At 63.7% G+C, this 22,368-nt stretch carries 23 protein-coding genes and 1 tRNA gene; 13 read left to right on the top strand and 11 right to left on the bottom strand.

Annotated elements, in window-relative coordinates; all coding sequences use genetic code 11:
• Window positions 1–40: 40 nt before the first annotated feature.
• On the bottom strand, window positions 41–1,171 hold the full coding sequence (gene ribD, locus FPB55_RS02620) for a bifunctional diaminohydroxyphosphoribosylaminopyrimidine deaminase/5-amino-6-(5-phosphoribosylamino)uracil reductase RibD (protein WP_144187472.1): 1,131 nt from the start codon (window positions 1,169–1,171) through the stop codon (window positions 41–43).
• Between the two features lie 2 nt (window positions 1,172–1,173).
• Window positions 1,174–1,638 (bottom strand): transcriptional regulator NrdR, encoded by a 465-nt coding sequence (gene nrdR, locus FPB55_RS02615; protein ID WP_009685710.1) that lies wholly within the window; start codon window positions 1,636–1,638, stop codon window positions 1,174–1,176.
• A gap of 106 nt (window positions 1,639–1,744) precedes the next feature.
• On the opposite strand from nrdR, the gene FPB55_RS02610 reads away from it, so the two are divergent.
• Genes FPB55_RS02610 through trxA form a run of 3 tightly spaced genes read left to right on the top strand, consistent with a single transcriptional unit; the run spans window position 1,745 to window position 3,761 of the window.
• Window positions 1,745–2,197 (top strand): YbaY family lipoprotein, encoded by a 453-nt coding sequence (locus tag FPB55_RS02610; protein ID WP_009685709.1) that lies wholly within the window; start codon window positions 1,745–1,747, stop codon window positions 2,195–2,197.
• Complete coding sequence (locus tag FPB55_RS02605; protein WP_009685708.1) at window positions 2,198–2,857, top strand: 50S ribosomal protein L11 methyltransferase; 660 nt, start codon at window positions 2,198–2,200, stop codon at window positions 2,855–2,857.
• Window positions 2,858–2,888: 31 nt separating this feature from the next.
• On the top strand, window positions 2,889–3,761 hold the full coding sequence (gene trxA, locus FPB55_RS02600) for a thioredoxin (protein ID WP_009685707.1): 873 nt from the start codon (window positions 2,889–2,891) through the stop codon (window positions 3,759–3,761).
• 75 nt (window positions 3,762–3,836) lie between these two features.
• On the opposite strand, the gene FPB55_RS02595 is transcribed toward trxA, so the two are convergent.
• On the bottom strand, window positions 3,837–4,181 hold the full coding sequence (locus FPB55_RS02595) for a hypothetical protein (protein WP_033690952.1): 345 nt from the start codon (window positions 4,179–4,181) through the stop codon (window positions 3,837–3,839).
• Window positions 4,182–4,309: 128 nt separating this feature from the next.
• On the opposite strand from FPB55_RS02595, the gene FPB55_RS02590 reads away from it, so the two are divergent.
• The 5 genes from FPB55_RS02590 to FPB55_RS02570 all read left to right on the top strand — a co-directional run bounded on the left by FPB55_RS02590 (window position 4,310) and on the right by FPB55_RS02570 (window position 8,282).
• Entirely contained in the window at window positions 4,310–4,891 is a 582-nt protein-coding gene (locus tag FPB55_RS02590; protein WP_144187470.1) for a DUF2796 domain-containing protein, read from the top strand.
• 1 nt (window position 4,892) lies between these two features.
• Entirely contained in the window at window positions 4,893–5,603 is a 711-nt protein-coding gene (locus FPB55_RS02585) for an ABC transporter ATP-binding protein (protein ID WP_009685704.1), read from the top strand.
• Entirely contained in the window at window positions 5,603–6,868 is a 1,266-nt protein-coding gene (locus FPB55_RS02580; protein WP_009685703.1) for an ABC transporter permease, read from the top strand. The genes FPB55_RS02585 and FPB55_RS02580 overlap by 1 nt, the downstream gene beginning before the upstream one ends.
• Window positions 6,869–6,976: 108 nt before the next feature.
• On the top strand, window positions 6,977–7,489 hold the full coding sequence (locus FPB55_RS02575) for a DUF3299 domain-containing protein (protein WP_033690955.1): 513 nt from the start codon (window positions 6,977–6,979) through the stop codon (window positions 7,487–7,489).
• Between the two features lie 109 nt (window positions 7,490–7,598).
• A complete protein-coding gene (locus FPB55_RS02570; RefSeq protein ID WP_009685701.1) occupies window positions 7,599–8,282 on the top strand; it encodes an OmpW family outer membrane protein in 684 nt (227 codons plus the stop codon).
• Here FPB55_RS02570 and FPB55_RS02565 read toward each other — a convergent pair.
• On the bottom strand, window positions 8,270–9,475 hold the full coding sequence (locus FPB55_RS02565) for an MFS transporter (RefSeq protein ID WP_125855111.1): 1,206 nt from the start codon (window positions 9,473–9,475) through the stop codon (window positions 8,270–8,272). The genes FPB55_RS02570 and FPB55_RS02565 overlap by 13 nt on opposite strands.
• 101 nt (window positions 9,476–9,576) lie before the next feature.
• Between FPB55_RS02565 and FPB55_RS02560 the strand changes: the two genes are divergently transcribed.
• Window positions 9,577–10,020 carry a helix-turn-helix domain-containing protein gene (locus FPB55_RS02560; protein WP_125855112.1) on the top strand — a complete coding sequence of 148 codons (444 nt, stop codon included), beginning with the start codon at window positions 9,577–9,579 and terminating at the stop codon, window positions 10,018–10,020.
• A 301-nt stretch (window positions 10,021–10,321) separates the two neighbouring features.
• Here FPB55_RS02560 and FPB55_RS02550 read toward each other — a convergent pair whose 3' ends face one another.
• Window positions 10,322–11,254: an NAD-dependent epimerase/dehydratase family protein gene (locus tag FPB55_RS02550; protein ID WP_054913705.1), complete on the bottom strand. Its 933-nt coding sequence runs from the start codon at window positions 11,252–11,254 to the stop codon at window positions 10,322–10,324.
• Complete coding sequence (locus tag FPB55_RS02545; protein WP_080709155.1) at window positions 11,247–12,131, bottom strand: sugar nucleotide-binding protein; 885 nt, start codon at window positions 12,129–12,131, stop codon at window positions 11,247–11,249. Before FPB55_RS02545 ends, FPB55_RS02550 begins: the two co-directional genes overlap by 8 nt.
• A 236-nt stretch (window positions 12,132–12,367) precedes the next feature.
• On the opposite strand from FPB55_RS02545, the gene FPB55_RS02540 reads away from it, so the two are divergent.
• Window positions 12,368–13,429 (top strand): TauD/TfdA family dioxygenase, encoded by a 1,062-nt coding sequence (locus FPB55_RS02540; protein WP_144187468.1) that lies wholly within the window; start codon window positions 12,368–12,370, stop codon window positions 13,427–13,429.
• Between the two features lie 22 nt (window positions 13,430–13,451).
• Complete coding sequence (locus FPB55_RS02535) at window positions 13,452–14,228, top strand: TSUP family transporter (RefSeq protein WP_009685696.1); 777 nt, start codon at window positions 13,452–13,454, stop codon at window positions 14,226–14,228.
• Between the two features lie 82 nt (window positions 14,229–14,310).
• Here FPB55_RS02535 and FPB55_RS02530 read toward each other — a convergent pair whose 3' ends face one another.
• A complete protein-coding gene (locus FPB55_RS02530) occupies window positions 14,311–15,120 on the bottom strand; it encodes a helix-turn-helix transcriptional regulator (protein WP_009685695.1) in 810 nt (269 codons plus the stop codon).
• A 178-nt stretch (window positions 15,121–15,298) separates the two neighbouring features.
• On the opposite strand from FPB55_RS02530, the gene FPB55_RS02525 reads away from it, so the two are divergent.
• Window positions 15,299–16,741, top strand: a complete 1,443-nt coding sequence (locus FPB55_RS02525; RefSeq protein WP_047149796.1) for a sodium:alanine symporter family protein — start codon at window positions 15,299–15,301, stop codon at window positions 16,739–16,741.
• 62 nt (window positions 16,742–16,803) lie between these two features.
• Window positions 16,804–17,799: an asparaginase gene (locus tag FPB55_RS02520; RefSeq protein ID WP_175442632.1), complete on the top strand. Its 996-nt coding sequence runs from the start codon at window positions 16,804–16,806 to the stop codon at window positions 17,797–17,799.
• A 36-nt stretch (window positions 17,800–17,835) separates the two neighbouring features.
• On the opposite strand, the gene FPB55_RS02515 is transcribed toward FPB55_RS02520, so the two are convergent.
• From FPB55_RS02515 to fdhE, 4 genes are all read right to left on the bottom strand, one after another.
• A tRNA-Sec gene (locus FPB55_RS02515) sits at window positions 17,836–17,931 on the bottom strand.
• Window positions 17,932–17,937: 6 nt separating this feature from the next.
• Entirely contained in the window at window positions 17,938–19,860 is a 1,923-nt protein-coding gene (gene selB, locus FPB55_RS02510) for a selenocysteine-specific translation elongation factor (protein WP_144189584.1), read from the bottom strand.
• On the bottom strand, window positions 19,857–21,284 hold the full coding sequence (gene selA / locus FPB55_RS02505; RefSeq protein WP_144187466.1) for an L-seryl-tRNA(Sec) selenium transferase: 1,428 nt from the start codon (window positions 21,282–21,284) through the stop codon (window positions 19,857–19,859). Before selA ends, selB begins: the two co-directional genes overlap by 4 nt.
• A 162-nt stretch (window positions 21,285–21,446) precedes the next feature.
• On the bottom strand, window positions 21,447–22,367 hold the full coding sequence (gene fdhE / locus FPB55_RS02500) for a formate dehydrogenase accessory protein FdhE (RefSeq protein WP_009685689.1): 921 nt from the start codon (window positions 22,365–22,367) through the stop codon (window positions 21,447–21,449).
• Between the last annotated feature and the right edge of the window lies 1 nt (window position 22,368).

Raw genomic sequence — 22,368 nt, 5'->3', positions numbered from 1 at the left:
GGGTCGTCCTCAAAACGGTTTGCACGGGGCAAGCCCGACATTATACGCCGGGCGCCGGCAGGGGCACGGCTGTGACCCGCCAGTCATCGCCCACTGCGCGCATTTCGGTAATTTTCAGCCGCGGTGCTTCACTCATCCGCTCCATTGGCCAGTCCAGCAATGGGCGGGCATGGGAGCCGAGGAAGGTACCGGCGACGAACAACTGGTACTCGTCCACCAGGCCAAGGCGGGCAAAGGCACCGACCAGGCTGGCACCGGCTTCCAGCAGCACTTCGTTGACACCACGCGCGCCCAGGGCATGCAGCAGCGCCGCCAGGTCGACCTGGCCATTGTCACCCGGCAGGCAGAGCAGTTCGTGGCCGGCAGCGGCATAACCGGGGTCATCTGCGACAGCTGTTACCACCAGGGCCGGCCCGGCCTGGAAGAATGGCGCATCCAGCGGCAGGCGCAGGCGGCCATCGACCAACACGCGCAGTGGTGGGCGGCTGAGGGCCAGGGCGGTGGTTTCGGCATCCAGGCCCAACTCGCTGCCCCGTACGGTCATGCGCGCGTTGTCGGCCAGCACGCTGGCGGCGCTGGTCAGCACCACGCTGGAGCGGGCGCGCAGGCGCTGCACGGCCGAGCGCGCGGCCGGGCCGGTGATCCACTGGCTTTCACCACTGGCCATGGCGGTACGGCCGTCAAGGCTCATGGCCAGCTTGGCGCGCACGTACGGCACGCCATGCTCCATGCGCCTGAGAAAGCCCGGGTTCAGGGCGCGGGCCTCGGCCTCGAGCACACCACTGGCCACTTCGATGCCGGCCTCGGCCAGGCGCCGCAGCCCCCGCCCTGCCACTTGCGGGTTAGGGTCCTGCATGGCCGCTACCACCCGGGCCACACCCGCCTTGACCAGCGCTTCGGCGCACGGGGGCGTGCGGCCATGGTGGCTGCAAGGCTCGAGGGTGACATAGGCACACGCGCCGCGGGCGCGTTCCCCGGCCTGGCGCAGGGCATGCACTTCGGCATGGGGCTCACCGGCGCGCACGTGCCAGCCCTCCCCGACCACTTCGCCGTCGCGCACGATCACGCAGCCTACGCGGGGGTTCGGGTGGGTGGTGAACAGGCCTTTGCGCGCCAGCTCCAGCGCACGCGCCATGTAGTGGGCGTCAAGAATCGCGGCTTGGCTGGGCATGTTCACTCTTTGGCCGGCTCGCGGGCTAGGCGGTCGATTTCTTCACGGAACTCGTCGAGGTCCTGGAAGCGCCGGTACACCGAGGCAAAGCGGATGTAGGCCACCTCATCGAGCTTGCGCAGCTCGGCCATGACCATTTCACCCACCACCAGCGACTTGACTTCGCGCTCGCCAGTGGCACGCAGGCGGCTCTTGATGTGCGCCAGCGCCGCTTCCAGGCGCTCGACGCTGACCGGGCGTTTTTCCAGCGCCCGCTGCATGCCGGCACGCAGCTTGTCTTCGTCGAAAGGCTGGCGCGTGCCGTCTTGCTTGATCAGCCGGGGCAGCACCAGCTCGGCGGTTTCGAAGGTGGTGAAGCGCTCGCCACAGGCCACGCATTCGCGGCGGCGGCGCACCTGCTCGCCCTCGGCGACGAGGCGAGAGTCGATGACCTTGGTGTCGTTGGCACCGCAAAAGGGACAGTGCATGGTGGCAGGCAACAAAAAAAGGGAGGGCCATGGTAGCGCATTGCACTGGCAAGACAAGCCAAAGGGGTTAACATCCATGGGAAATCTGCCCGTTAAGGACTCCTCCATGCACTACCGAGCGCTCGTCGTGCTGTGCTGCGCCGCCCTGCTCGCCGCCTGCGGCAGCGACAGGCCGAAGACCGATACCTCCGTTGCGCCGGCACCTGCCCGCGTGGCCAAAACCGCCGAAGCGCCCGGCCCGCTTCCGGCCTACCAGCGCGAGTTGAGCGGCACTTTGCTGGAAATCCCGGCCGGCGCCGACGTGGAACTGGCGTTGCTGGTGATCGACGAACGCGACCGCCCGCAGCGCCTGCTGGCCAGCAGCAACCTGACCGCTACCGGCCAGGCCCTGCCCTACCAACTGCGCTTCAACCCCGAAGCCTTCCCGGCCGGCGCACGCGTGGAATTGCGTGGCCGCGCCAGCCGCTCCGGCCAGCTGATCATGCACCTGCCGCCGCTGCGCATCACCCAGGCGCAGACCCAGGCCACCGGGCCGCTACGTTTCGAGAAGGCGCCCTGAGTGGCACCGCTCGCCCTGCAGCAAGCCCTCAGCGGCCTGATCGGTGAAGCGCGGCTGGTCGTCAGCGAACTGCCCGGCTGCGCCTTGAAACTGTGGCTGATCGACGACCAGAACATGGACCGCGCCTTTAGCAGCGACGAAACCCGGCGCATTCTCGAAGACCCGCCCTACTGGAGCTTCTGCTGGGCCAGTGGCCTGGCCATGGCCCGTTACCTGGCCGAGCGCCCGGAATGGGTGGCCGGCAAGCGGGTGCTGGACTTTGGCGCCGGGTCCGGCATTGCCGGCATCGCTGCCGCCCGCGCGGGTGCCCGGGAGGTGGTGGCCTGCGACCTGGACCCACTGGCCCTGCAAGCCTGCCGCGCGAATGCCGCGCTGAACGGGGTGCAACTGGGCTACAGCGACGACTTCTTCGCCGAGGACGACCGCTTCGACCTGATCCTGGTCGCCGACGTGCTGTACGACCGAGCCAACCTGCCGCTTCTGGATGCTTTTCTTGGCCGTGGTCGCCAGGCCTTGGTGGCCGACTCGCGGGTACGCGACTTCAGCCACCCGCTCTATCAGCAGCTGGGGGTGCTTGAAGCGCTGACCCTGCCCGACCTGGCCGAGCCGCACGAATTCCGCCGGGTCAGCCTGTACCACGCCAGCCGCGACACCTTATAGTGGTGGTATTCACGAGTTTGCGAGAAGCGCAATGAGCCAAGACACGCCTTACATTTTCGACGCTACCGATGCCACCTTCCAGCAGCTGGTGATCGAGAACTCCTTCCACAAACCGGTGCTGGTAGATTTCTGGGCCGAGTGGTGTGCGCCATGCAAGGCACTGATGCCCTTGCTGGCGAAGATCGCCGAGGGCTACCAGGGCGAACTGCTGCTGGCCAAGATCAACTGCGACGTGGAACAACAGGTGGTCGCCCAGTTCGGCATTCGCAGCCTGCCGACCGTTGTGCTGTTCAAGGACGGCCAGCCGGTGGACGGCTTTGCCGGTGCCCAGCCGGAATCGGCGATCCGCGCCATGCTCGAGCCGCACGTGCAAATGCCTGCCGCACCGCAGGCATCGCCGCTGGAACAGGCCAAGGCGCTGTTCGCCGAAAGCCGTTTCGCCGAAGCAGAAGCGTTGTTGCAGGCCCTGCTGGGTGAAGACAACAGCAATGCCGAAGCGCTGATCCTGTACGCCCGCTGCCTGGCCGAACGTGGCGAGCTGGGGGAAGCGCAGGTGGTACTGGACGCGGTCAAGAGCGATGAGCACAAGGCCGCACTGGCCGGCGCCAAGGCCCAGCTGACCTTCCTGCGCCAAGCGGCCAGCCTGCCGGAAGTGGCGGAGCTGAAAAGCCGCCTGGCCCAGAACCCTGAGGATGATGAAGCCGCCTACCAGCTGAGCGTCCAGCAGTTGGCGCGCCAGCAGTATGAGGCGGCGCTGGAAGGGTTGCTGAAGCTGTTCCAGCGTAACCGCAGCTATGACAATGGGCTGCCGCAGAAGGCGATGCTGCAGGTCTTTGAACTGCTGGGTGGCGATCACCCGCTGGTTGGGGTTTATCGTCGCAAGCTGTCGGCGGCGATGTTCTGACCTGAAGCTGATGGCGAGGGCTTCGCCCTCGTTCGCGGGCACGCCCGCTCCCACAAGGTGGACCTCAACACCGGTTTATCCAACCCAGTGATAAACCGGTGCATCCCCACCGTTTTCCACCTTCACCTCACTGCTGTGGCGCAAACGCACCAGTAGCCGCTTGCCCGCCGCTGTACTGCCGGCCAGCCCTTCCAGCCGGTCGAGCAATTGCGGCCCGCTCATTTGCCCCGCCAGGCGCAACACCTCGCGCGCCGCCGTCCATTGCCCGTCATCCTGCCGTGGCGCAGCCACCGGGGCCGCCGCAACGGCATGCGCCGCCGCAGGTACCTCGGTCTGCCGCCCCAACTGCGTCCACTCTTCAGGCTCAAGCTCGATGGTCAGGTCCACCGGCCATTCCCCAATCTGTCCACGAATTCTCACGATGCATTCCTTGAGCAAGGTCAATGGCCCATGCTACCGCAAGATGAAACCTGCGCCATGCGGGCTGGCAGGACGCAGAAAAGTTGTTATAACATAACCCAATCATCCAGCCCGCCCCGGAGCCTCCCATGCGTCGCCTGTTGCTCGCCCTGCCCTTCGCTTTGCTGCCACTGGCCGTGGCCCATGCCCACGAAGACCATGACCATGATCACGACCACGCCCATGGCACCCTGGGCGCGCATGAACACGGCGTGGCCAAGCTCAATGTCGTGCTCGACGGCAATACCCTGGAACTGGAGCTGGACAGCCCCGCCATGAACCTGGTTGGTTTCGAGCACGCTGCCAGCAGCGACGCCGACAAGGCCAAGGTTGCCGCGGTGCGCCAGCAGCTGGAACAACCGTTGAAGCTGTTCGGCCTGGCCTCGGCAGCCGGCTGCAAGGAAGACCAGCAAGCGCTGGAAAGCCCGTTGTTCGGTGACGCCGCCAAAGCGGAAGACGACGGTGACGAGCATGAGAAGGGCCACATGCACAGCGATATCAATGCCCACTACCAGCTGACATGCGCCACCCCGGAGAAACTCACCCAGCTGGACCTGACCCCCCTGTACAAAGCCTTCCCGGCCACGCAAAAAATCAACGTGCAGCTAATCGGCCCCAACGGCCAGAAAGGCGTCGAAACCTCGCCCGCCAAGGCCATGGTCGCGTTCTGAGATGAATCAGGCACTGATTGACGTGCAGGACCTGGTGTTCGCCTGGCCCGGCCAGGCGCCGCTGCTGGACATCCCGGCGTTTCGCCTGCAAGCCGGTGAGGCCCTGTTTCTCAAAGGCCCCAGCGGCAGTGGCAAGACCACCCTGCTGGGCCTGCTGGGCGGGGTGAACCGAGCGGACCAAGGGCGAATCCGGCTGCTTGGCCAGGACCTGGCCGCGCTGGGCCAAGGTGCACGCGACCGGTTCCGCGTCGACCACACCGGCTATATCTTCCAGCAGTTCAACTTGCTGCCCTTCCTGTCGGTAAGGGAGAACGTCGAACTGCCATGCCGCTTCTCCCGCAGCCGGGCGGAAAGGGCCATCCAGCGCCATGGCAGTGTCCACCAGGCGGCAGGCGAACTGCTCGCCCACCTGGGGCTGGGCGACCCGGCACTGCTGGCGCGCCGTGCGGACAGCCTGTCGATAGGCCAGCAACAGCGGGTTGCCGCAGCCCGCGCGCTGATCGGTCAGCCCGAGCTGGTGATCGCCGACGAGCCGACCTCGGCGCTGGACGCCGACACCCGTGAGGTGTTCATCCGCCTGCTGTTCGATGAGTGCCGGGCCGCTGGTGCCAGCCTGCTGTTCGTCAGCCACGACCAGAGCCTGGCGCCGCTGTTCGATCGCCACCTGTCGCTGGCCGAACTCAACCGTGCCGCCAAGCCCGTGGAGGCCTGATGTACCTGCTCCGCCTTGCCCTGGCCAGCCTGGCCAACCGCCGTTTCACCGCTTTTCTCACGGCCTTTGCCATCGCCCTGTCGGTCTGCCTGCTATTGGCCGTGGAGCGGGTGCGGACCGAAGCCCGTGCCAGCTTCGCCAGTACCATCAGCGGTACCGACCTGATCGTGGGCGCGCGCTCGGGCTCGGTGAACCTGCTGCTGTATTCGGTATTCCGGATCGGCAACGCCACCAACAACATCCGCTGGGACAGCTTTCAGCACTACGCCCATGACCCACGGGTAAAGTGGGCGATTCCGATCTCGCTGGGCGACTCGCACCGCGGCTACCGGGTAATGGGCACCACTGCCGACTACTTCGAGCATTACCAGTACGGCCGCAAACAGCACCTGCAGCTGAGCCAGGGCCGCGAATTCGCCAGTGACCCGTTCGAGGTGGTACTGGGTGCCGAAGTGGCCGAGGCACTGCATTACAAACTGGGGGACAAGCTGGTGCTGGCGCACGGTGTGGCCGCAATCAGCCTGGTCAAGCATGACGACAAACCGTTCACCGTGGTGGGCGTGCTCAAGCGTACCGGCACACCGGTCGACCGCACCCTGCACATCAGCCTGGGCGGCATGGAGGCGATCCATATCGACTGGCACAATGGCGTGCCGGCACGTGGCGCCGGGCGCATCAGCGCCGAGCAAGCACGCAGCATGGACCTGCAACCTGCCGCCATCACGGCGTTCATGCTGGGCCTGAACAACAAGATCGCCACGTTCAGCCTGCAGCGGGAAATCAACGAGTACCGCAACGAACCGCTGCTGGCGATCCTGCCTGGCGTTGCCTTGCAGGAGCTGTGGAGCCTGATGGGCACGGCCGAACAAGCCTTGTTCGTGGTTTCGCTGTTCGTTGTGCTCACGGGCCTGATCGGCATGCTCACGGCCATTCTCACCAGCCTCAACGAACGCCGCCGGGAGATGGCGATCTTGCGTTCCGTAGGGGCCAGGCCGTGGCATATCGCCGGGCTGCTGGTGCTGGAGGCGCTGTCACTGGCGGCAGTCGGCATCGTCGCCGGGCTGGGCTTGCTGTATGCGGGTATCGCCCTGGCACAGGGGTATGTACAGGCCAACTATGGTTTGTACCTGCCGCTGGCGCTGCCGAGCGCTCATGAATGGAGCTTGCTGGCTATCATCCTGGGGGCTGCACTGCTGATGGGCAGCGTGCCAGCGTGGCGCGCCTATCGGCAGTCGTTGGCCGATGGCCTGTCCATACACCTATGAGTGCGCGTAATGATCAAACACCTCACCGCCTGCTTCGCGGGTAAACCCGCTCCTACATCGGGTCGCGTTCCCCGTGTAGGTGCCGGTTCACCCGCGAAGAAGCCGACACTGCGAACGCTGCTGATCCTGCTGCTTGCGGCAGCGATGCCGCTGTGGGCCGCCGAACCCAAGGAGCTCGACTGGCCAGCGCTGATCCCGGAAGGCGCCCCGGTTATTCCACCGCAACTCACCCCCTTGCACGACATGTCGCAATTGAGCAACGCCCTGGCCGCCGAGTCTGCGCCAGCAGCCCGGCAGCAGGCGCCGAACGCGCCGGTGGTGAAAAGCCTCGATGGCCAGCAGGTCAAACTGCCCGGGTATATCGTGCCGCTGGAAGTCAGCGAGGAGGGGCGCACCACCGAGTTTCTGCTGGTGCCTTACTACGGCGCGTGCATCCATGTGCCGCCACCGCCCTCGAACCAGATCGTGCACATTTTCAGCGAAATGGGCGTGCGCGTCGAAGACCTTTATCAACCCTACTGGATCGAGGGAAAGATGCAGGTCAAAGCCTCCAGCAGCGAACTGGCCGATGCCGGCTACCAGATGGAAGCCGAAAAAATCTACGCTTATGAGCTGAAGTGAGCGCTATTACCGGTTCATGAAGACGCTTCGTTGAGCTGGGTCAAACATTCTGTTTAGACCCATCCGTACCATTGGACTACTCGATTATTAACGTCCTCTGGGAGCTTCCATGAACAAGTCCTTGCTCGGGGCCGCATTCGCGGCACTGGCCTTCGCCGCCCCTGTTGCCCACGCCCACCAGGCGGGTGATGTCATCGTTCGCGCCGGTGCAATCACCACTGCGCCGAATGAGAGCAGCAGCGACCTGAAATTCGACGGCAACAAGGTTTCGGGCACCAAGGCGACACTGGACAGCGACACCCAGCTGGGCCTGGCCTTCGCCTACATGCTCACCGACCACGTTGGCCTGGAGCTGCTGGCGGCTACGCCGTTCAAGCACACCGTAGGCGTAAAAGGCCTGGGTGGCGGGCTGGACGGCAAGCTGGCCGACATCAAGCAACTGCCGCCGACACTGTCGCTGCAGTACTACCCGATGGAACCGAACTCCAAGTTCCAGCCGTATGCCGGCGTAGGTATCAACTACACCCTGTTCTTCGATGAAGACCTCAGCAGCGCCCGCAAGCAGCAGGGCTTCAGTAACCTGAAGCTGCAAGACTCGGTAGGTATCGCCGGCCAGTTGGGCATGGACTACATGCTCACGGACAACCTGCTGGTCAACGCCGCGGTCTGGTATGTGGACATCGACACCAAGGCCAGCGTCAACGGCCCCACCGCGCTGGGCTACAGCAAGACCAAGGTCGACGTGGATGTCGACCCATGGGTGTACATGGTCGGCCTAGGCTACAAGTTCTGACCGGAACACTGCAGGGCGGCTCCGGCCGCCCTTGCGCGTTGCAGCCACAGCCAATAAGCCAGGGCCGCCGCGCTGATGGCCAGGCCCAGGCCGCACACCGCTACCCAACCCCAGTGCGCATAACACCAGTTCGCCAGCACCGCCCCCACCCCGCTCCCCAGCGAATAGCAGCACATGTAGGCCGCAATCAGGCGGCTGGCCATTTCGCCACGCCCGGCCAGCAACACCGTCTGGTTGGTGACATGCACCGCCTGCACGGCAAAATCCAGCATCAGCACGCCAAGGACAAAGGCCATCACGGATTGCCCGAGCATGGCCGTGGGCAGCCATGAAAGCGTCAGCAGCAACAGCGCCAGCCCCGTGGTCCGCTCACCCTGCCCTTGGTCGGCCAAGCGCCCGGCACGCGAAGCGGCCAACGTGCCCGCTACACCTGCCAGGCCGAACAGACCGACCTCGGTATGGCTGAACGCCAATGGCGCAGCGCTGAGGGGCATTACCATGGCACTCCACAGCACGCTGAATGCAGCGAAGATCAACCCGCCAAACACGCCACGCTGACGTAGCAGCCGGTCGTGCCGGTAAAGGCTGAACTGGCCGGCGATCAGTGCGCGGAAGCTGGTGCGATGCCGGGTTGCAGGCACGGCGGGCAAGCTGCGCCACATTACTGCGGCCAGCACCACCAACAGGCTTGCAGCCACCCAGTACACGCAGCGCCAACCTGCCAGGTCAGCCAGCCCGCCGGAGACCAGCCGCGCCAGCAAAATACCCAGTACCACGCCACTGGTGACGGTACCTACCGCTTGCCCTTGCTGACCGGGGGCGGCCAGGCTGGCAGCGTGCGCCACCATCAATTGCACCATCACGGCCATCAGCCCGGTGATGGTCAACACCAGCAGCAACACCGCCCAGTTCGGCGCCATACCGACAGCCGTCAGCGCCAGTGCCGAGAACAGCAGTTGGCCCAGCAGCAGGCGCTTGCGGTTCACCCGGTCACCCAGCGGCACGACCAACAGCAAGCCCAAGGCGTAGCCCGCCTGGGTCGCACCAACCACCCAACCAATCTGCTGCCGCGCGACCCCCAAGTCGGCAGCCATCGAGTCCAGCAACGGTTGCGCAAAGTACACCGTTGCCACCGCCATGCCGCTGGCAGTGGCAAGCAGTAGCGTTATCCAGCGTGTCAGTGAAGGTTGCATGGCCCGACCTCGTTAATCTGGTTTCCTTTTGAAACTACCTGCTGGCTATTTAACAAACGTGGTTTTAATCTGCAACCAGTCATTCAGGACAAGGTGCCTCCATGCTCGATGCAAACAACGCGCAATGCCCCGTCGCCCGGGCCTTGGAAGTGCTGGGTGACCGCTGGGCGCTGATGATCCTTCGCGATGCCTTTGATGGCCTGCGTCGCTTCAGTGAGTTTCAGAAGAATCTGGGGCTGGCGAAGAACATCCTCGCCTCACGGCTCAAATGGCTGGTGGAAAGCGGTTTGCTGGAGCTGCAGCCAGCCTCAGATGGCAGTGCCTACAAGGAATATGTGCTGACTGGGAAAGGGCGCGCGGTATTTCCGCTGGTGGTGGGTTTGCGGCAATGGGGGGAACGGTATTTGTTCGAGGCGGGTGAAACGCGTTCAGCGCTGGTGGACGCCGGCAGCGGGCAGGGGCTTGAACCGTTACAGGTGAGAAGCCTGGATGGGCGGATGTTGAACCCCGAGGACTGCGTGCGCAAGGTGGTGCGCCATGGCTGATCCCGGGGCTGCTGCGCAGCCCTGTCGCGACACAAGGCCGCTTGTGTCTTGAGAGAGGGATCTGGTGTTGCCTCAGCCGAAGAGGGTGTAGATCAACAGCCAAAATGCAGGACTCGAAGATCTCACGGTTCCTGTGGGAGCGGGCGTGCCCGCGAACACCGGCGCAGCCGGTGCCAGACACCGCGTCGCCTGCTTCGCGGGCACGCCCGCTCCCACAATGGATCGCGCAGGCTTTTCAAATTTTGAGAAAGACAGTTGCTCCTACAGGCCGTGCAGGCAGGGCATCGCTTGGCCCGTGACTTCAGCTTTTACCCAGTAGCCGGGCCAGCCCCTCGACCATTGGCGTAGCCTGCGGGAATGCAAACCGCGCCAGCAAGCGCTGGTTATCGGCCCGCGAATGGCGAATATCACCGGCACGCGCCGCCGCGTAGGTCACCGCTGGCAAGCTGCCCACGACTTTCTGCAGCGCCGCGAGCATCTGGTTGATCGACGTTGCCTGGTTGAGGCCGATGTTCACCGCCCCCTCCTCGACCTGCGGCTGCTCCAGCGCCTGCACCATCACTTGCACCAGGTCGCCTACATACAGGAAATCGCGGGTCTGCTCGCCATCCCCGTACACGGTGATCGGCAGGCCCTGCACAGCACGCTCGCAGAAGATGCTGATAACCCCGGAATAGGGCGAGGACGGGTCCTGGCGAGGCCCGAAGATATTGAAGAAGCGGAACACCACCGGCTCCAGCCCGTGCTGACGGCGGTAGAAGTCCAGGTATTGCTCACTGGCCAGCTTGTCCACGGCATAGGGCGTCAGCGGTGCCTTGGGCGTATCCTCGGCGATCGACTCGCCCTCGCCATTGTTGCCATACACGGCGGCACTGGAGGCGAACACCACCCGGCGCAGACCGTGCACGCGCATGGCTTCACAAACATTGAGGGTGCCGATGAAATTGCTCTGGTGGGTACGCACCGGATCTTCGACCGAGGCCTGCACCGAAGCCACTGCGGCCAGGTGCACCACGGCACTGCAACCTGCCGCAGCCCGCATGACCAGAGCAGCATCGGCGACATCGCCTTCGATCAGTTCCAGCCGTGGGTGGTCGACCTGCAGGTTGTCCCGCCGGCCAGTGGACAAGTCATCGAGAATGCGTACGGCGTAGCCTTTGTCCAACAACGCATCGCACAGGTGGGAACCAATGAAGCCGGCACCGCCGGTGATCAGGATGGGGGCATCAGCCATGACGGTAGAAACGGTCCAGTAGGGGCGGCAAGCCGGCGCGCCAGGCACGCGGCTTGATGCCAAAGGTGTGAAGGATTTTCTTGCAGGCCAATACGGCATGCTGCGGCTCTTCGCTGGCATCCGGCCGCGCGGCATGCGCTTGCGCCGTGGGTGCCTGCACTGCCAGCTGGCGATATTGGCCGGCCTCGGCCAGGATCGCCTGGCCCAACACCAGCGGCGTGGTCGCCTCGTTGCCGGCGTAATGGTAGGTGCCCCATAGCGGCGCGTTGCAATCGAGTTGCTTGAGCACAGACAGGATCACCCGGGCCGCATCGTCCACAGGTGTGGGGTTGCCGCGCCGGTCATCGGCCAGCAGCAACTCGGCCGGTTGCTCGGCACGGGTGAGGAAACGACCGAGCGAGCCATCGATGCTTTCGTCCAGCAACCAGCCAAAGCGCAGCAGTACATGTTGCGGGCACGCCGCACGCACGCTCTGCTCGATCCGCCACAAGGCCTGGCCCCGCAGCCCCAGGGGTACGGGCTCGTCCTTCTCGCTGTAGGCAGTGGCCCGCGAGCCATCGAATACCCGGTAGCTGGAAGGCTGCACCAGGGTGATCTGGTGGTGCTGGCACAGCTCTGCCAGCCGCTCGACTGCCCGCTCCTGCTGCGCCAGGCGCGGCTCGCTGACCGACTCGGCCTGGAACCAGTCGAAGTAATAGGCCAGGTTCACCAGGGCATCGGGGCGATGGTCGTCAAGCAACTGGGTCAGGCTCGCCGGCGTCCAGCCGCTCTCGGGCGGGCGCGGCGCCAGGAATGCGATGTCCTCCTCGGCCCCAAGACGAATCAGCGCTTGCCCGAGGGCATTGCCACCACCCAACAGCATTAGGCGCATACGCATAGAGTCAGCAGATCCGGAGAGGTTGATTAAGGAAAGTGGGTCATTTTGCGGTTTCCGGGCGGGGAAGTCCAACCCTGGGGCGGAGGTGGATACGTAGGGCTATTCCTACCACCGCCGAGGACATTCCTCACATGACCAAGGGAGCAGGTCCTGCATCACTGCGTAAGATTCTCTGGCTAAATTAACGGCGAACTCACAAAAAGTTCCACCTCCCCCTACATACAAGGAAAAAAACAATGATAGGGAACGTGCCTCAACGATCGACTGAGGTCATCCAGTTCGAGCTCAATGACCAGCAAGCCAATTTTCTGGACTGCGCAGCCCGCCAAGTCGGTGCGATGGGTGGTCCAGATGTAGCAGGCAGCGCAAAAACTTCCATCTTCCATGCACAGGCACTGATGCGATTAATGGGTCGCCCGCAACGAGATCTGCTCGAACTTTTCAGCAACGGAAAAGTAGCCGCCATTGAATTCACAGGAATGCGAGAGCCCGAGCAAGACCCTGCGCCAAAATTTCTTCCGCGAATAGATATAATCTGCAATGAACCAACAACTCTTTATTTGAGCTCCCGAAGTCAGATTCTTTTGAGCCTTGTCAACTATAGATCATTCGCTTTCGACATAAACAATGAAAGCAAGCAGATAAGAATCGTAGGGAACTTCAAGGGTGGCGGTGCAGTGGGCTTGCCCAGTGAGACCGGAAGTGTCACAGCGGAGCTTAGTTCTCATTCTGGGCTTGAGCTTGGGCCGCACACGGAGCCCCCTTACAACTGTTCGCTCAATGCCGAAAACGGGCACTCTCCAGCACCCAGCGCCTTGATTCTGACGGCCCGATGGAACCCATCCCAAGAGCCGACAAAATTGATACCGGTACGCAATGTAATTGCAAAACTGAACGGCCTTGAAGCACTGGCGCTTTCATCGAAATCATTCTGTTTCAGTCGCAGTGAATGTTTCGTCAAGGACGACAGCGAGGACATGCTAGAACATTCCATCATCCAGTTCGACCCTCGAGGTGACTTCACCTTGCGCTACAACAGTTATCGGTACTCTGTGCACGAAAAAGCTAGCCAATTGGCGCGCCAAGCCTACTGGTCATTGAAAGATCTATTGAATCAGGCAGATTGTTACGAATTCGTTCTGCAGCCCACCTCTGCGCTGTTAATCAACAACAGCCAGGCCCTGCATGCACGCGACACAATCAAAGATAACAGGCGACTACTGATCAGGCTGTTTGGGTATTCGCCAGATGCGCAGCCATTAATCCTGCAGCAAGACCCGTTGATAGTACGTGGCTAGTGAAAATGGAGCACAATTGAAAATGGATTCGATCTATATAGCGCTAGCAGCCGTCGCGCTGTTTGCCGGTTTCTTCGATGCAATAGCAGGCGGCGGCGGACTCCTCACTCTTCCCGCTCTATTCATCGCAGGCATCGACCCATTGGCAGCAATGGCCACTAACAAATTTCAAGCTTCCTCAGCCAGTGCGTCAGCCGTCTGGGCGTTTGCTCGAAAACGAATGATCGATTGGCGAGCAGACTGGCCTATGGCCTGCCTATCCTTTATTGGAGGCGTCACTGGCGCCATGTCAATCAGCATGCTCGACAGGTATGTCCTGGAATCTGTCGTTCCCATCATGCTGATCGCGGTCGCGGCCTACTTTGCGTTCACTCCCACGCTGAGTAGTCAGGAGCGCAAGCAACGGCTGTCGAGCGTTGCATTCACACTGGCGGTAGTGCCAGCCATTGGCTTCTATGACGGTATTTTCGGGCCAGGTACCGGTTCATTTTTCATGGTCGCATGCACCCTGCTGCTGGGACAGCCGCTCATGCAAGCAATTTGCAGAAGCAAACTCCTGAATGCTTGCTGCAACCTGGGAGCCCTGACCGTGTTTGCATGCAGTGGGGCGATCGTCTGGCCTTTGGCATTGATAATGGCTGTGTCCGCCATCATTGGTGCGCAGCTGGGCGCGCGGTGTGCGCTCCACTTCGGGCCGCGGCTGGTGAAACCGCTGCTGATCGCCGTGTGCTGCCTGATGGCAACCAAGTTGATGCTCAGTACTGGTCATCCGGTGGCGCAATGGTTGCACCGCCTATGAGTGCTCAGCGGGCCTGAATTCAATTTCAGTCATCGGTCAAACCAATAGAGCGGCAGTGGCACGCCGAGTACAGCCATCCTGTCTATTCAATCTCAAACAAACTGTTGCGCAACGGCCCCACGCTCAGCCGTTCCCTGACGTCATCATCTATACGCGGATCATCCGGGCGGTACAGTTTGACCTGTCGGTAGGCATTGATGCGATTGATCTCCTCACCCAGGTACTCCCACACCACTCTTGTGCAGGCCGGGTTGCGCCGGTCGCCGCTGGAAACCCCGGCCTTCAGGCCGTTCAGGCGGGTGATCCGGCTTTTGAAGCTGGGAATCAGGATGGTCTGGCTCATTTCGTTGAAAGTCAGCGACTCGTAGTCGATGAGGAACACCCGGTCCTGCAACTGAAACGCCGCGCCCAGATAGCGACAACGGACTTCGGCATGCAGGTCCGTGGCGCTGGAGCGCTCCTGCCGCTCCTGGCGCTCGAACAGGAAACGCCCCCGCTCTTCCCACAGGTGCACCAGCGACACCAGGATCGTGCCGGGCACCGACATGCAGTTCGAATACTCGAAGTAATAACCGCAATAACGCGACAGGTTGCCGGCGTGCTCATGCAGTGGGCGGAACAGTTCACTGATCGGGTCGCTGGGTTGTTCGGCCAGGGTCGAGACGCGGGCACCGATCATTCGGGCGAACTGCTCGGCAGGCAGGTTCAGCTCGTAATCCTCGACGCCAAAGAAATCACCGATGCGTTTCAGGTTGAAAGCCGTCGGACGGCTCTGCCCGCTGAGGTACTTGTTGAACTGCGCTCGGTTGATCGAGAGCTGGCGGCAAACTTCGGAAATAGAGCGGTAGTGGCTGCAAGCCAGTTTGAGGTTGGTAGCGAAATGCTCACTCATGTGCGGAATCCAGGTGACGCGAATGACGCCATTGTAGCATCAAGTCGCATCAAGTCAGAGCAACCCGCGAAATTGTAACGACTCTTGTCATGGCCAACCATGCGCCCCAACGAATAGCGGTGCGCCTGCCGTCCGCTGATCAATCCACACGAAGAATAAGAATCGAGGTCATTTTCCAATGCTCGAAGCACTCAACGATTTCCTCTCGGGGAAACTCCTCATCGTGCTGATCGTCGGTCTCGGCGGTTACTTCACCATCCGTTCGCGGTTCGTACAGTTCCGCCATTTCGGCCACATGTTCGCCGTGTTCAAGGAATCGCTGCGTGGCCAGGCAGGCCAGTTGAGCTCCTTCCAGGCCCTGATGCTGAGCCTGGCTGGCCGCGTGGGCGCCGGTAACATCGCCGGGGTCGGCATTGCCGTGACCCTGGGCGGCCCTGGCGCGGTGTTCTGGATGTGGGTCACTGCCCTGGTCGGCATGGCCAGCAGTTTCTTCGAATGTACCCTGGCCCAGGTGTACAAACGCGCCGATGGCGACGGCTTGTACCGTGGCGGCCCGGCCTACTACATCCAGCATGGCCTGAAGCTGAAAAGCATGGCCATCGTGTTCTCGATCCTGCTGCTGGTGACCTACGGCTTCGCCTTCATCGGCCTGCAGTCGTACACCGTTACCCATTCGCTACAAAATGCCTTCGACTTCAAGCCAAGCCACACCGGGCTGGTGCTGGCCGTGCTGCTGGCCATCACCTTCATCGGTGGCATCAAGCGCATCGCGGCGGTCTCGGACCTGCTGGTGCCGGTCAAGACCCTGGCCTACATCGGCGTGACCCTGTACGTGATCGGCACCCAGATCGACCACGTACCCGCCATGCTGGAAACCATCTTCAAGAGCGCTTTCGGCCTTGACCCTGCGTTTGGCGGCCTGCTCGGCAGCGCCATCGTCATGGGCGTGAAGCGGGGCGTGTTCGCCAACGAAGCAGGCTTGGGCAGTGCACCGAACGTTGCGGCCGTGGCGGCAGTGAAACACCCGGGCGCGCAGGGCGTGGTCCAGGCCTTCAGCGTGTTCCTCGACACCTTCGTGATCTGCACCTGCACCGCACTGCTGATCCTGCTGTCGGGCTTCTACACCCCAGGCTTCGAGGGCGACGGCATTGTCCTGACCCAGAACTCGCTGGCCGCGGTGGTGGGTGACTGGGGCCGCGTGTTCGTCAGCGTTGCGCTGTCGCTGTTCGTGTTCACCTGCATTCTCTACAACTACTACCTGGGCGAGAACAGCCTGCAGTTCCTCAGCCGCAACCGCGTGGTACTGATGGTGTTCCGTTGCCTGGTACTGGCGCTGGTGGTGTGGGGTTCGATGCAAGACCTGTCGACCGTGTTCGCCTTCGCCGACATCACCATGACCTGCCTGGCCTTCGTCAACCTGATCGCCCTGGCCCTGTTGTTCAAGATTGGCCTGCGGGTGATGCGCGACTACGACGACCAGCGCAAGGCCGGTATCAAGCAGCCAGTGTTCGATTCGACCAAGTTCGCCGACCTGGACCTGGACCGCAACGCCTGGCCAGCAAACCCTCAGCTGGAAACAGCCGCTGACAAAGCAGCCGTCCAGGCCCAGCCACAGCGCTGATACCCTGCCCTGCCAAAGCCGCCCCGTCCGTGGGCGGCTTTTTTCTCCGCTCACCGCCACGGATGCTTTCCATGCGTGCAGTCAAGAATCTTCTCGTTCTCTATACCGGTGGCACCATCGGCATGCTCGAAACCCCGGAGGGCCTGGCACCGGCCGGCGGTTTCGACGGGCGGATGCGTGAACACTTCGCGCAACTGTCCGATGCCCCCCAGCTGCAGTGGACCCTGCAAGAGCTGAACCCGCTGCTGGACAGCGCCAACATGCAACAGCACAACTGGCTGGCCATGCGTGACGCCATCGTCACGGCGGTGGACGCTGGCCATGATGGGGTGCTGGTGCTGCACGGCACCGATAGCCTGGCCTATAGCGCGGCTGCCTTGTCGTTCCTGCTGCTGGGCTTGCCCGTGCCGGTACTGCTGACCGGTTCGATGCTGCCGGCCGGCGCCTCCGACAGCGACGCCTGGCCCAACTTGTGTGGCGCGCTGCGCCTGTTCGAACAAGGGCTGGAAGACGGCGTGCAGTTGTACTTCCATGGGCAGCTGGTGCACGGTTGCCGGGCTACCAAGTTGCGCAGTGAAGCGTTCGATGCGTTCGTTGCCCTGCCGCGGCATCGCGACAGCCAGCGTGCGGCAGCCATCCCGGCCGAGCTGGATTACCGCCAGCCGCGCCAGCCGGTCAACCTGGCGGTAGTGCCCGTGTTCCCGGGGCTGCAGGCCAGCCATCTGCAGGCCTTGTTGGGCAGCGGCGTGCAGGCCTTGCTGCTGGAGTGCTATGGCAGTGGTACAGGGCCGTCGGATGACCTGGCGTTGCTCGAGGTACTGCGCGCAGCGCGCCAGCGCGGTGTGCTGCTGGCGGCAATCAGCCAATGCCCTGAAGGCTCGGTGGTATTCGATACCTATGCGGCAGGCAACCGACTGCGTAGCGCGGGCCTGGTCAGTGGCGGCGGCATGACCCGCGAGGCAGCGCTGGGCAAGATGGTTGCGCTGCTGGGTGCAGGGTTGGATGTGGAATCAGCAGAACGCTGGTTTGCCCTGGACCTGTGTGGGGAGCGGGCGTAGCCGCTGCCCGCAACTCGCCCGGGCAAGAAAAGAAGATGGCGGAAGGCAGCGGGAGTCGAACCTGCCCGGGAACGGCTGCCGTCCCCAACCGGGTTTGAAGCCCGGCCGCGCCACCGGGCGCGATTGCCTTCCTTGAACTCAGTGCCTGGCGTACTGCTGGGCCAGGGCGCTGTCAGCGCGAATGTGACGCTGCTCGGCCACCCTGCGGGTCAGGCCGATGCGGTCGAAGTATTCCAGAATCTGCACACTGCGCTTGCGACCGATGCCCAACATATCGCGAAATGCAGCAACCTGCACTACTGAAGTGCCAGCCGCCTGCCCCAGCAGCAGCTCTGCCATGCACTGTAGCGTCGCTGCGGGGTAGAACAGGTCGCGCACCACCTGGTGCACCACGCCCAAACGCGCCAGCTTGCGCAACAACAAACGAACGTCGGCTTCAAGGCAGTTCTCTTCTGCCGCCAATGTCCTGACCCAGGGCGGATCGAACTGCCCCGCCAGCAACCTGGGCTGCAGGCGCGCCCACAGTGCCTCGTCGGCTTCACTCAACTGGACCTTGTGATCCGGCAAATGCAGCCAGGGCCCACTGGCGGCAATCACCCCTTCCTCTAGCAGTTCCTCAAGCAGGCTGACAAACGCAGGCCGCTCCAACGGCAATGCTGTAAAGCGTCGCAGGCGGTCACGGTCGGGGCCCAGCTGATCCGGTTCTTGCTCGTGGAAGCGGGCAAGTTGCGCCAGCACCTGCCGTTTCAGCGCCTGCCACTGGGCGCTGGCGAACAGCAGCTGGCCCTGTCGCGTGGCCACCACCAACACGTTCGCCGGTAGCTGCCAGGTTTCGCGCAGGCGATTGAACTGCCGCTCCAGGCGCTGTGGGTCGATACCACCGGGGGCACTGGCCAGCAGTGCCGGCAGCGCCTGCTCCAGGCCCTGGGCATCCCGCAGCACCTGCAGCTGGCGTAGACGCTCGTGGCTGCGGCGCTGGCGGCTGGGGGCAAACGGATCGAGTACCCTGCCGCCGCCCAAGGTGCGCTGAGCACGCTGGTCACGCAGTACCAGGCGGTCGCCATGCACGGCCTGCAACGGCGCATTGAGCAGTAACTGGGCAAACATGCGCTGGCCGGCGGCCAGGGTTTCACCTTCCAGCAACGCGACACGGGCCGTCACGTCCTGGGTGCCGAGGTGCACATGCACGGCACTGAAGTGCTCGAACGCCCGCAGCTCGCCCGGCAGCAGGTTCAACTCGATATCCACCCGAACACTAGGCGCGTGCAGCCACTGCGGCAGCAGCCAGTCGCCACGGTGAACTTGCTCCGCGCTAAGGCGTTCGGCTGCGATATTGAGCGCTACTCGCTGGCCGGCCTGCGCTACCTGCGCGGCCTGGTTTTGTGCATGCAGGCCCCGCACCCGCACCGCCTTGCCGGCCTTGCCCAGGACCAGGGTATCGCCGGCACTCACCCGGCCGGCCAGCGCAGTGCCAGTCACCACCACCCCCGCACCGGTAACGGCGAAGGCGCGGTCGATAGCCAGGCGAAAACCGCCTTGCGCACTGCGTTGCCGCACAGCGGTTTGCGCCTTCAGCAAGGCTTGGCGCAACGCGTCGATGCCCTCCCCGCCAAGGCTCGACACCGGGAACTGCCGCGCCCCGGCATAGGGCCCTGGCGCCAGCAGCTCACTGACCTGCGCCTGCACCTGGGCCAGGCGCGCCGGCTCGACGCGGTCGCACTTGCTGATCGCCACCAGTGCCTGGGGGATACCCAACAGCTCGATGATTGCCAGGTGCTCACGTGTCTGCGGCATGACGCCATCGTCTGCCGCCACCACCAGCAGCACCACGTCTATGCCATGGGCCCCGGCCAGCATGTTGTGGATAAACCGCTCGTGGCCCGGCACATCGATGAAGCCCGTCAGCGGTGCACCTTCGGCCAGCACCGCGTAGCGGTAACCCAGGTCGATGGTCATGCCCCGCTCACGCTCTTCCTGGCGCAGGTCACCGGCCTGGCCGGTCAGTGCCTTCAGCAGTGCGGTCTTGCCATGGTCGATGTGGCCGGCGGTACCAACGATCACTGCACCGGCCCCAACTGCAACGCCGGCAATTGCGCCAGCCATTGGGCTTCGTCGTCCAGCTGGCGCAGGTCCAGCCATAGCGCGTCGTCGTCGATACGACCAAGCACCGGCACCGGCAGGCCCCGCAGGGCTCGCTCCAGCACATGCAGGCTGCGCCCGCGCAACTTCTTCGACACCTGCGGGCGCAGGCACAGCGCGGCACTGGGCAGGCGCGCAACCGGCTGGCTGCCACTGCCTATCATGCCCAGCGCAGGTTCTACGCTGACGACCCATTGCGCACCAAGGCGGGCCTGGAGGTCTGGTAGCAGGCGTTCGGCCTGGGCCTGGATATCGGCCTGGCCACGGGTCAACAAGCGCAAACTGGGCAGGCGCTCGGCCAACCGATCCGGGTTGCGGTACAGCGCCAGCACCGCTTCGAGTGCGGCCAGGGTGATCTTGTCGACCCGCAGCGCACGCTTGAGCGGGTTTTTCTTGATCCTGGCGATCAATGCCTTGCGCCCGACGATGATCCCGGCCTGCGGGCCGCCCAGCAGCTTGTCGCCACTGAAGGTCACCAGATCGGCGCCATCAGCCAGGGCCTGGCGCACCGTGGGCTCGGCCGGCAGGCCCCAGCGGGTGAGATCGAGCAAACTACCGCTGCCGAGGTCTTCGAGCAGTGGCAGGTCATGCTGGTGGGCGATTCGCGCCAGCTCGGCGGTCGGCACCTGGGTGGTGAAACCTTGAATGCTGTAGTTGCTGCAGTGCACGCGCATCAGTAACCCGGTTCGCGGACCAATGGCAGCCTCGTAGTCGCGGGCATGGGTGCGGTTGGTGGTGCCGATCTCGTGCAGCTTCACCCCGGCGCGGGCCATGATGTCCGGGATGCGGAAGGCGCCACCGATCTCGATCAGTTCGCCGCGCGAGATAATGCCCTCCTTGCGCGCCCCCAGGCTGTTGAGCGCCAGCAGTACCGCCGCGGCATTGTTGTTGACCACGGTAACCGCCTCGGCGCCGGTCAGCTCGCGGATAAGGCCCTCGATCAGGTCGTCGCGGTCACCACGCTTGCCGCTGGCCAGGTCGAACTCCAGGTTGAGCGGGTAGCGGGCGGCGGTCTGCATCGCCTCGATGGCTTCTTCCGGCAGCAGGGCACGGCCGAGGTTGGTATGCAGCACGGTGCCGGTGAGGTTGAACACTCGGCGTACCTGGCTGCGTTGCTGGGCGGCCAGACGTTCGCCGGCGCGGCCCAGAAGGATCTCGAGAGACAGTTCGGCGGCACTGAGCTGGCCGCTGCGCGCGGGCTCCCGCAGGTCGTCCAGCAATTGGCGCAGGGTGCTCAAGACCGCATCGCGGCCGTGGCGGTCGATCAGTGGGAGGCAGGCCGGATGGCGCAGGAGGGTGTCGATGGACGGCAAGCGTGGGGTGTCGCTGGCGAGGCTGTTGGACATGCGGTACTACCTAGGATTGATCCGTCGTCGGTACTGGCCTGTTCGCGGGTGAGCCCGCCCCCACAAAAGCCTGCGCAGGTGTCTGATCCTGTACCAAGTCTTGTGGGAACCGGTTCATCCGCGAAGCAGGCGACTCGGTTTTTCAGTGTAGACACTCACCCACTAACCGGGCGCAAGCATCAGGTTGGGCGCCAGGCGATGAAAACCTTCCTCGTCCAGGCGCATGTCCAGCGCAAGGCTGGCCAGGTCGTCGGCCAAGGGCTCGGCCGCTGCGTCGTTTTCGAGGTAGTTCTGCTTGAGGTAGCTTTCACACCCCGGGCAGCACTCGGCCCGCAGGGGCGCCTTGCCGGGTAGATGGCGGTCATTCTCAAGGCTGGTATAGCGCAAGTCCTTGCTCGACTCGCAGTACACGCACTTGACCCGCACCACATGCCATTCACAGGCGCACAACGCGCACACCAGATAGCGCAGGCCGTTGTGCTTGCCACGGTTGCGTACCACCCCGGCCATCGCCGGCGAGCCGCAGGCCGGGCACTGGGCCAGGCTGCCAGCGGGTTTGAGTTCAGGCGCCGGCAATGCCAGCAGCCAGCTGGACCAGGCCGCCTGCAACGCAGCCCCGAGCAATGGCACCAGTGCGGGCGGCACCGCGTCATACTGCCCTGCCAGCAACGCGAACCCCCAGCCTTTGCGCTGATTGTCATCACTGCCACGCAGCACCTGCAAGGCCTCCGCCAACGGACCCTGGGGTTCGTCGCCAAAGTGACCGAGCAAGGCCTGCAGCCAGACCAGCCAAGCCCCGTCACGTACCAGGCTGTCTGCCGCCAGCGGCGGCAAACCATGGCTTATGCACAGGCGCTGGCGCGCCTCAGCCACCGGCAGGGCGCCAGGGGGGTTATCCACAAGCTGCTGCTGCACACGGCACAACCGCGCAACCAGCCTCAGGTAGTCGCCCAGGGCATTGCCCTGGGCCAGCGTGTCCAAACGCGCAGCCCGCACTTCAAACAGGTTGGCCGGCGGCAGGTGCAGAAACGGCGGCATCACCGCCGACGCTTCGATCTGCCCAGGTTCGAGTATCGTGCTCAAG

Origin of the sequence: Pseudomonas sp. BJP69, from assembly GCF_007633355.1 — a bacterium.
Taxonomy (GTDB): domain Bacteria; phylum Pseudomonadota; class Gammaproteobacteria; order Pseudomonadales; family Pseudomonadaceae; genus Aquipseudomonas; species Aquipseudomonas juntendi.
This window is presented reverse-complemented; position numbering and strand designations above follow the sequence as displayed.

Bases quoted from the DNA above. Each gene is read 5' to 3' on its own strand.
- ribD (WP_144187472.1), bottom strand. From the start codon at position 1,171: ATGCCCAGCCAAGCCGCGATTCTTGACGCCCACTACATGGCGCGTGCG.
- nrdR (WP_009685710.1), bottom strand. From the start codon at position 1,638: ATGCACTGTCCCTTTTGCGGTGCCAACGACACCAAGGTCATCGACTCT.
- FPB55_RS02610 (WP_009685709.1), top strand. From the start codon at position 1,745: ATGCACTACCGAGCGCTCGTCGTGCTGTGCTGCGCCGCCCTGCTCGCC.
- trxA (WP_009685707.1), top strand. From the start codon at position 2,889: ATGAGCCAAGACACGCCTTACATTTTCGACGCTACCGATGCCACCTTC.
- FPB55_RS02590 (WP_144187470.1), top strand. From the start codon at position 4,310: ATGCGTCGCCTGTTGCTCGCCCTGCCCTTCGCTTTGCTGCCACTGGCC.
- FPB55_RS02585 (WP_009685704.1), top strand. From the start codon at position 4,893: ATGAATCAGGCACTGATTGACGTGCAGGACCTGGTGTTCGCCTGGCCC.
- FPB55_RS02580 (WP_009685703.1), top strand. From the start codon at position 5,603: ATGTACCTGCTCCGCCTTGCCCTGGCCAGCCTGGCCAACCGCCGTTTC.
- FPB55_RS02570 (WP_009685701.1), top strand. From the start codon at position 7,599: ATGAACAAGTCCTTGCTCGGGGCCGCATTCGCGGCACTGGCCTTCGCC.
- FPB55_RS02565 (WP_125855111.1), bottom strand. From the start codon at position 9,475: ATGCAACCTTCACTGACACGCTGGATAACGCTACTGCTTGCCACTGCC.
- FPB55_RS02560 (WP_125855112.1), top strand. From the start codon at position 9,577: ATGCTCGATGCAAACAACGCGCAATGCCCCGTCGCCCGGGCCTTGGAA.
- FPB55_RS02550 (WP_054913705.1), bottom strand. From the start codon at position 11,254: ATGGCTGATGCCCCCATCCTGATCACCGGCGGTGCCGGCTTCATTGGT.
- FPB55_RS02545 (WP_080709155.1), bottom strand. From the start codon at position 12,131: ATGCGTATGCGCCTAATGCTGTTGGGTGGTGGCAATGCCCTCGGGCAA.
- FPB55_RS02540 (WP_144187468.1), top strand. From the start codon at position 12,368: ATGATAGGGAACGTGCCTCAACGATCGACTGAGGTCATCCAGTTCGAG.
- FPB55_RS02535 (WP_009685696.1), top strand. From the start codon at position 13,452: ATGGATTCGATCTATATAGCGCTAGCAGCCGTCGCGCTGTTTGCCGGT.
- FPB55_RS02530 (WP_009685695.1), bottom strand. From the start codon at position 15,120: ATGAGTGAGCATTTCGCTACCAACCTCAAACTGGCTTGCAGCCACTAC.
- FPB55_RS02525 (WP_047149796.1), top strand. From the start codon at position 15,299: ATGCTCGAAGCACTCAACGATTTCCTCTCGGGGAAACTCCTCATCGTG.
- FPB55_RS02520 (WP_175442632.1), top strand. From the start codon at position 16,804: ATGCTTTCCATGCGTGCAGTCAAGAATCTTCTCGTTCTCTATACCGGT.
- selA (WP_144187466.1), bottom strand. From the start codon at position 21,284: ATGTCCAACAGCCTCGCCAGCGACACCCCACGCTTGCCGTCCATCGAC.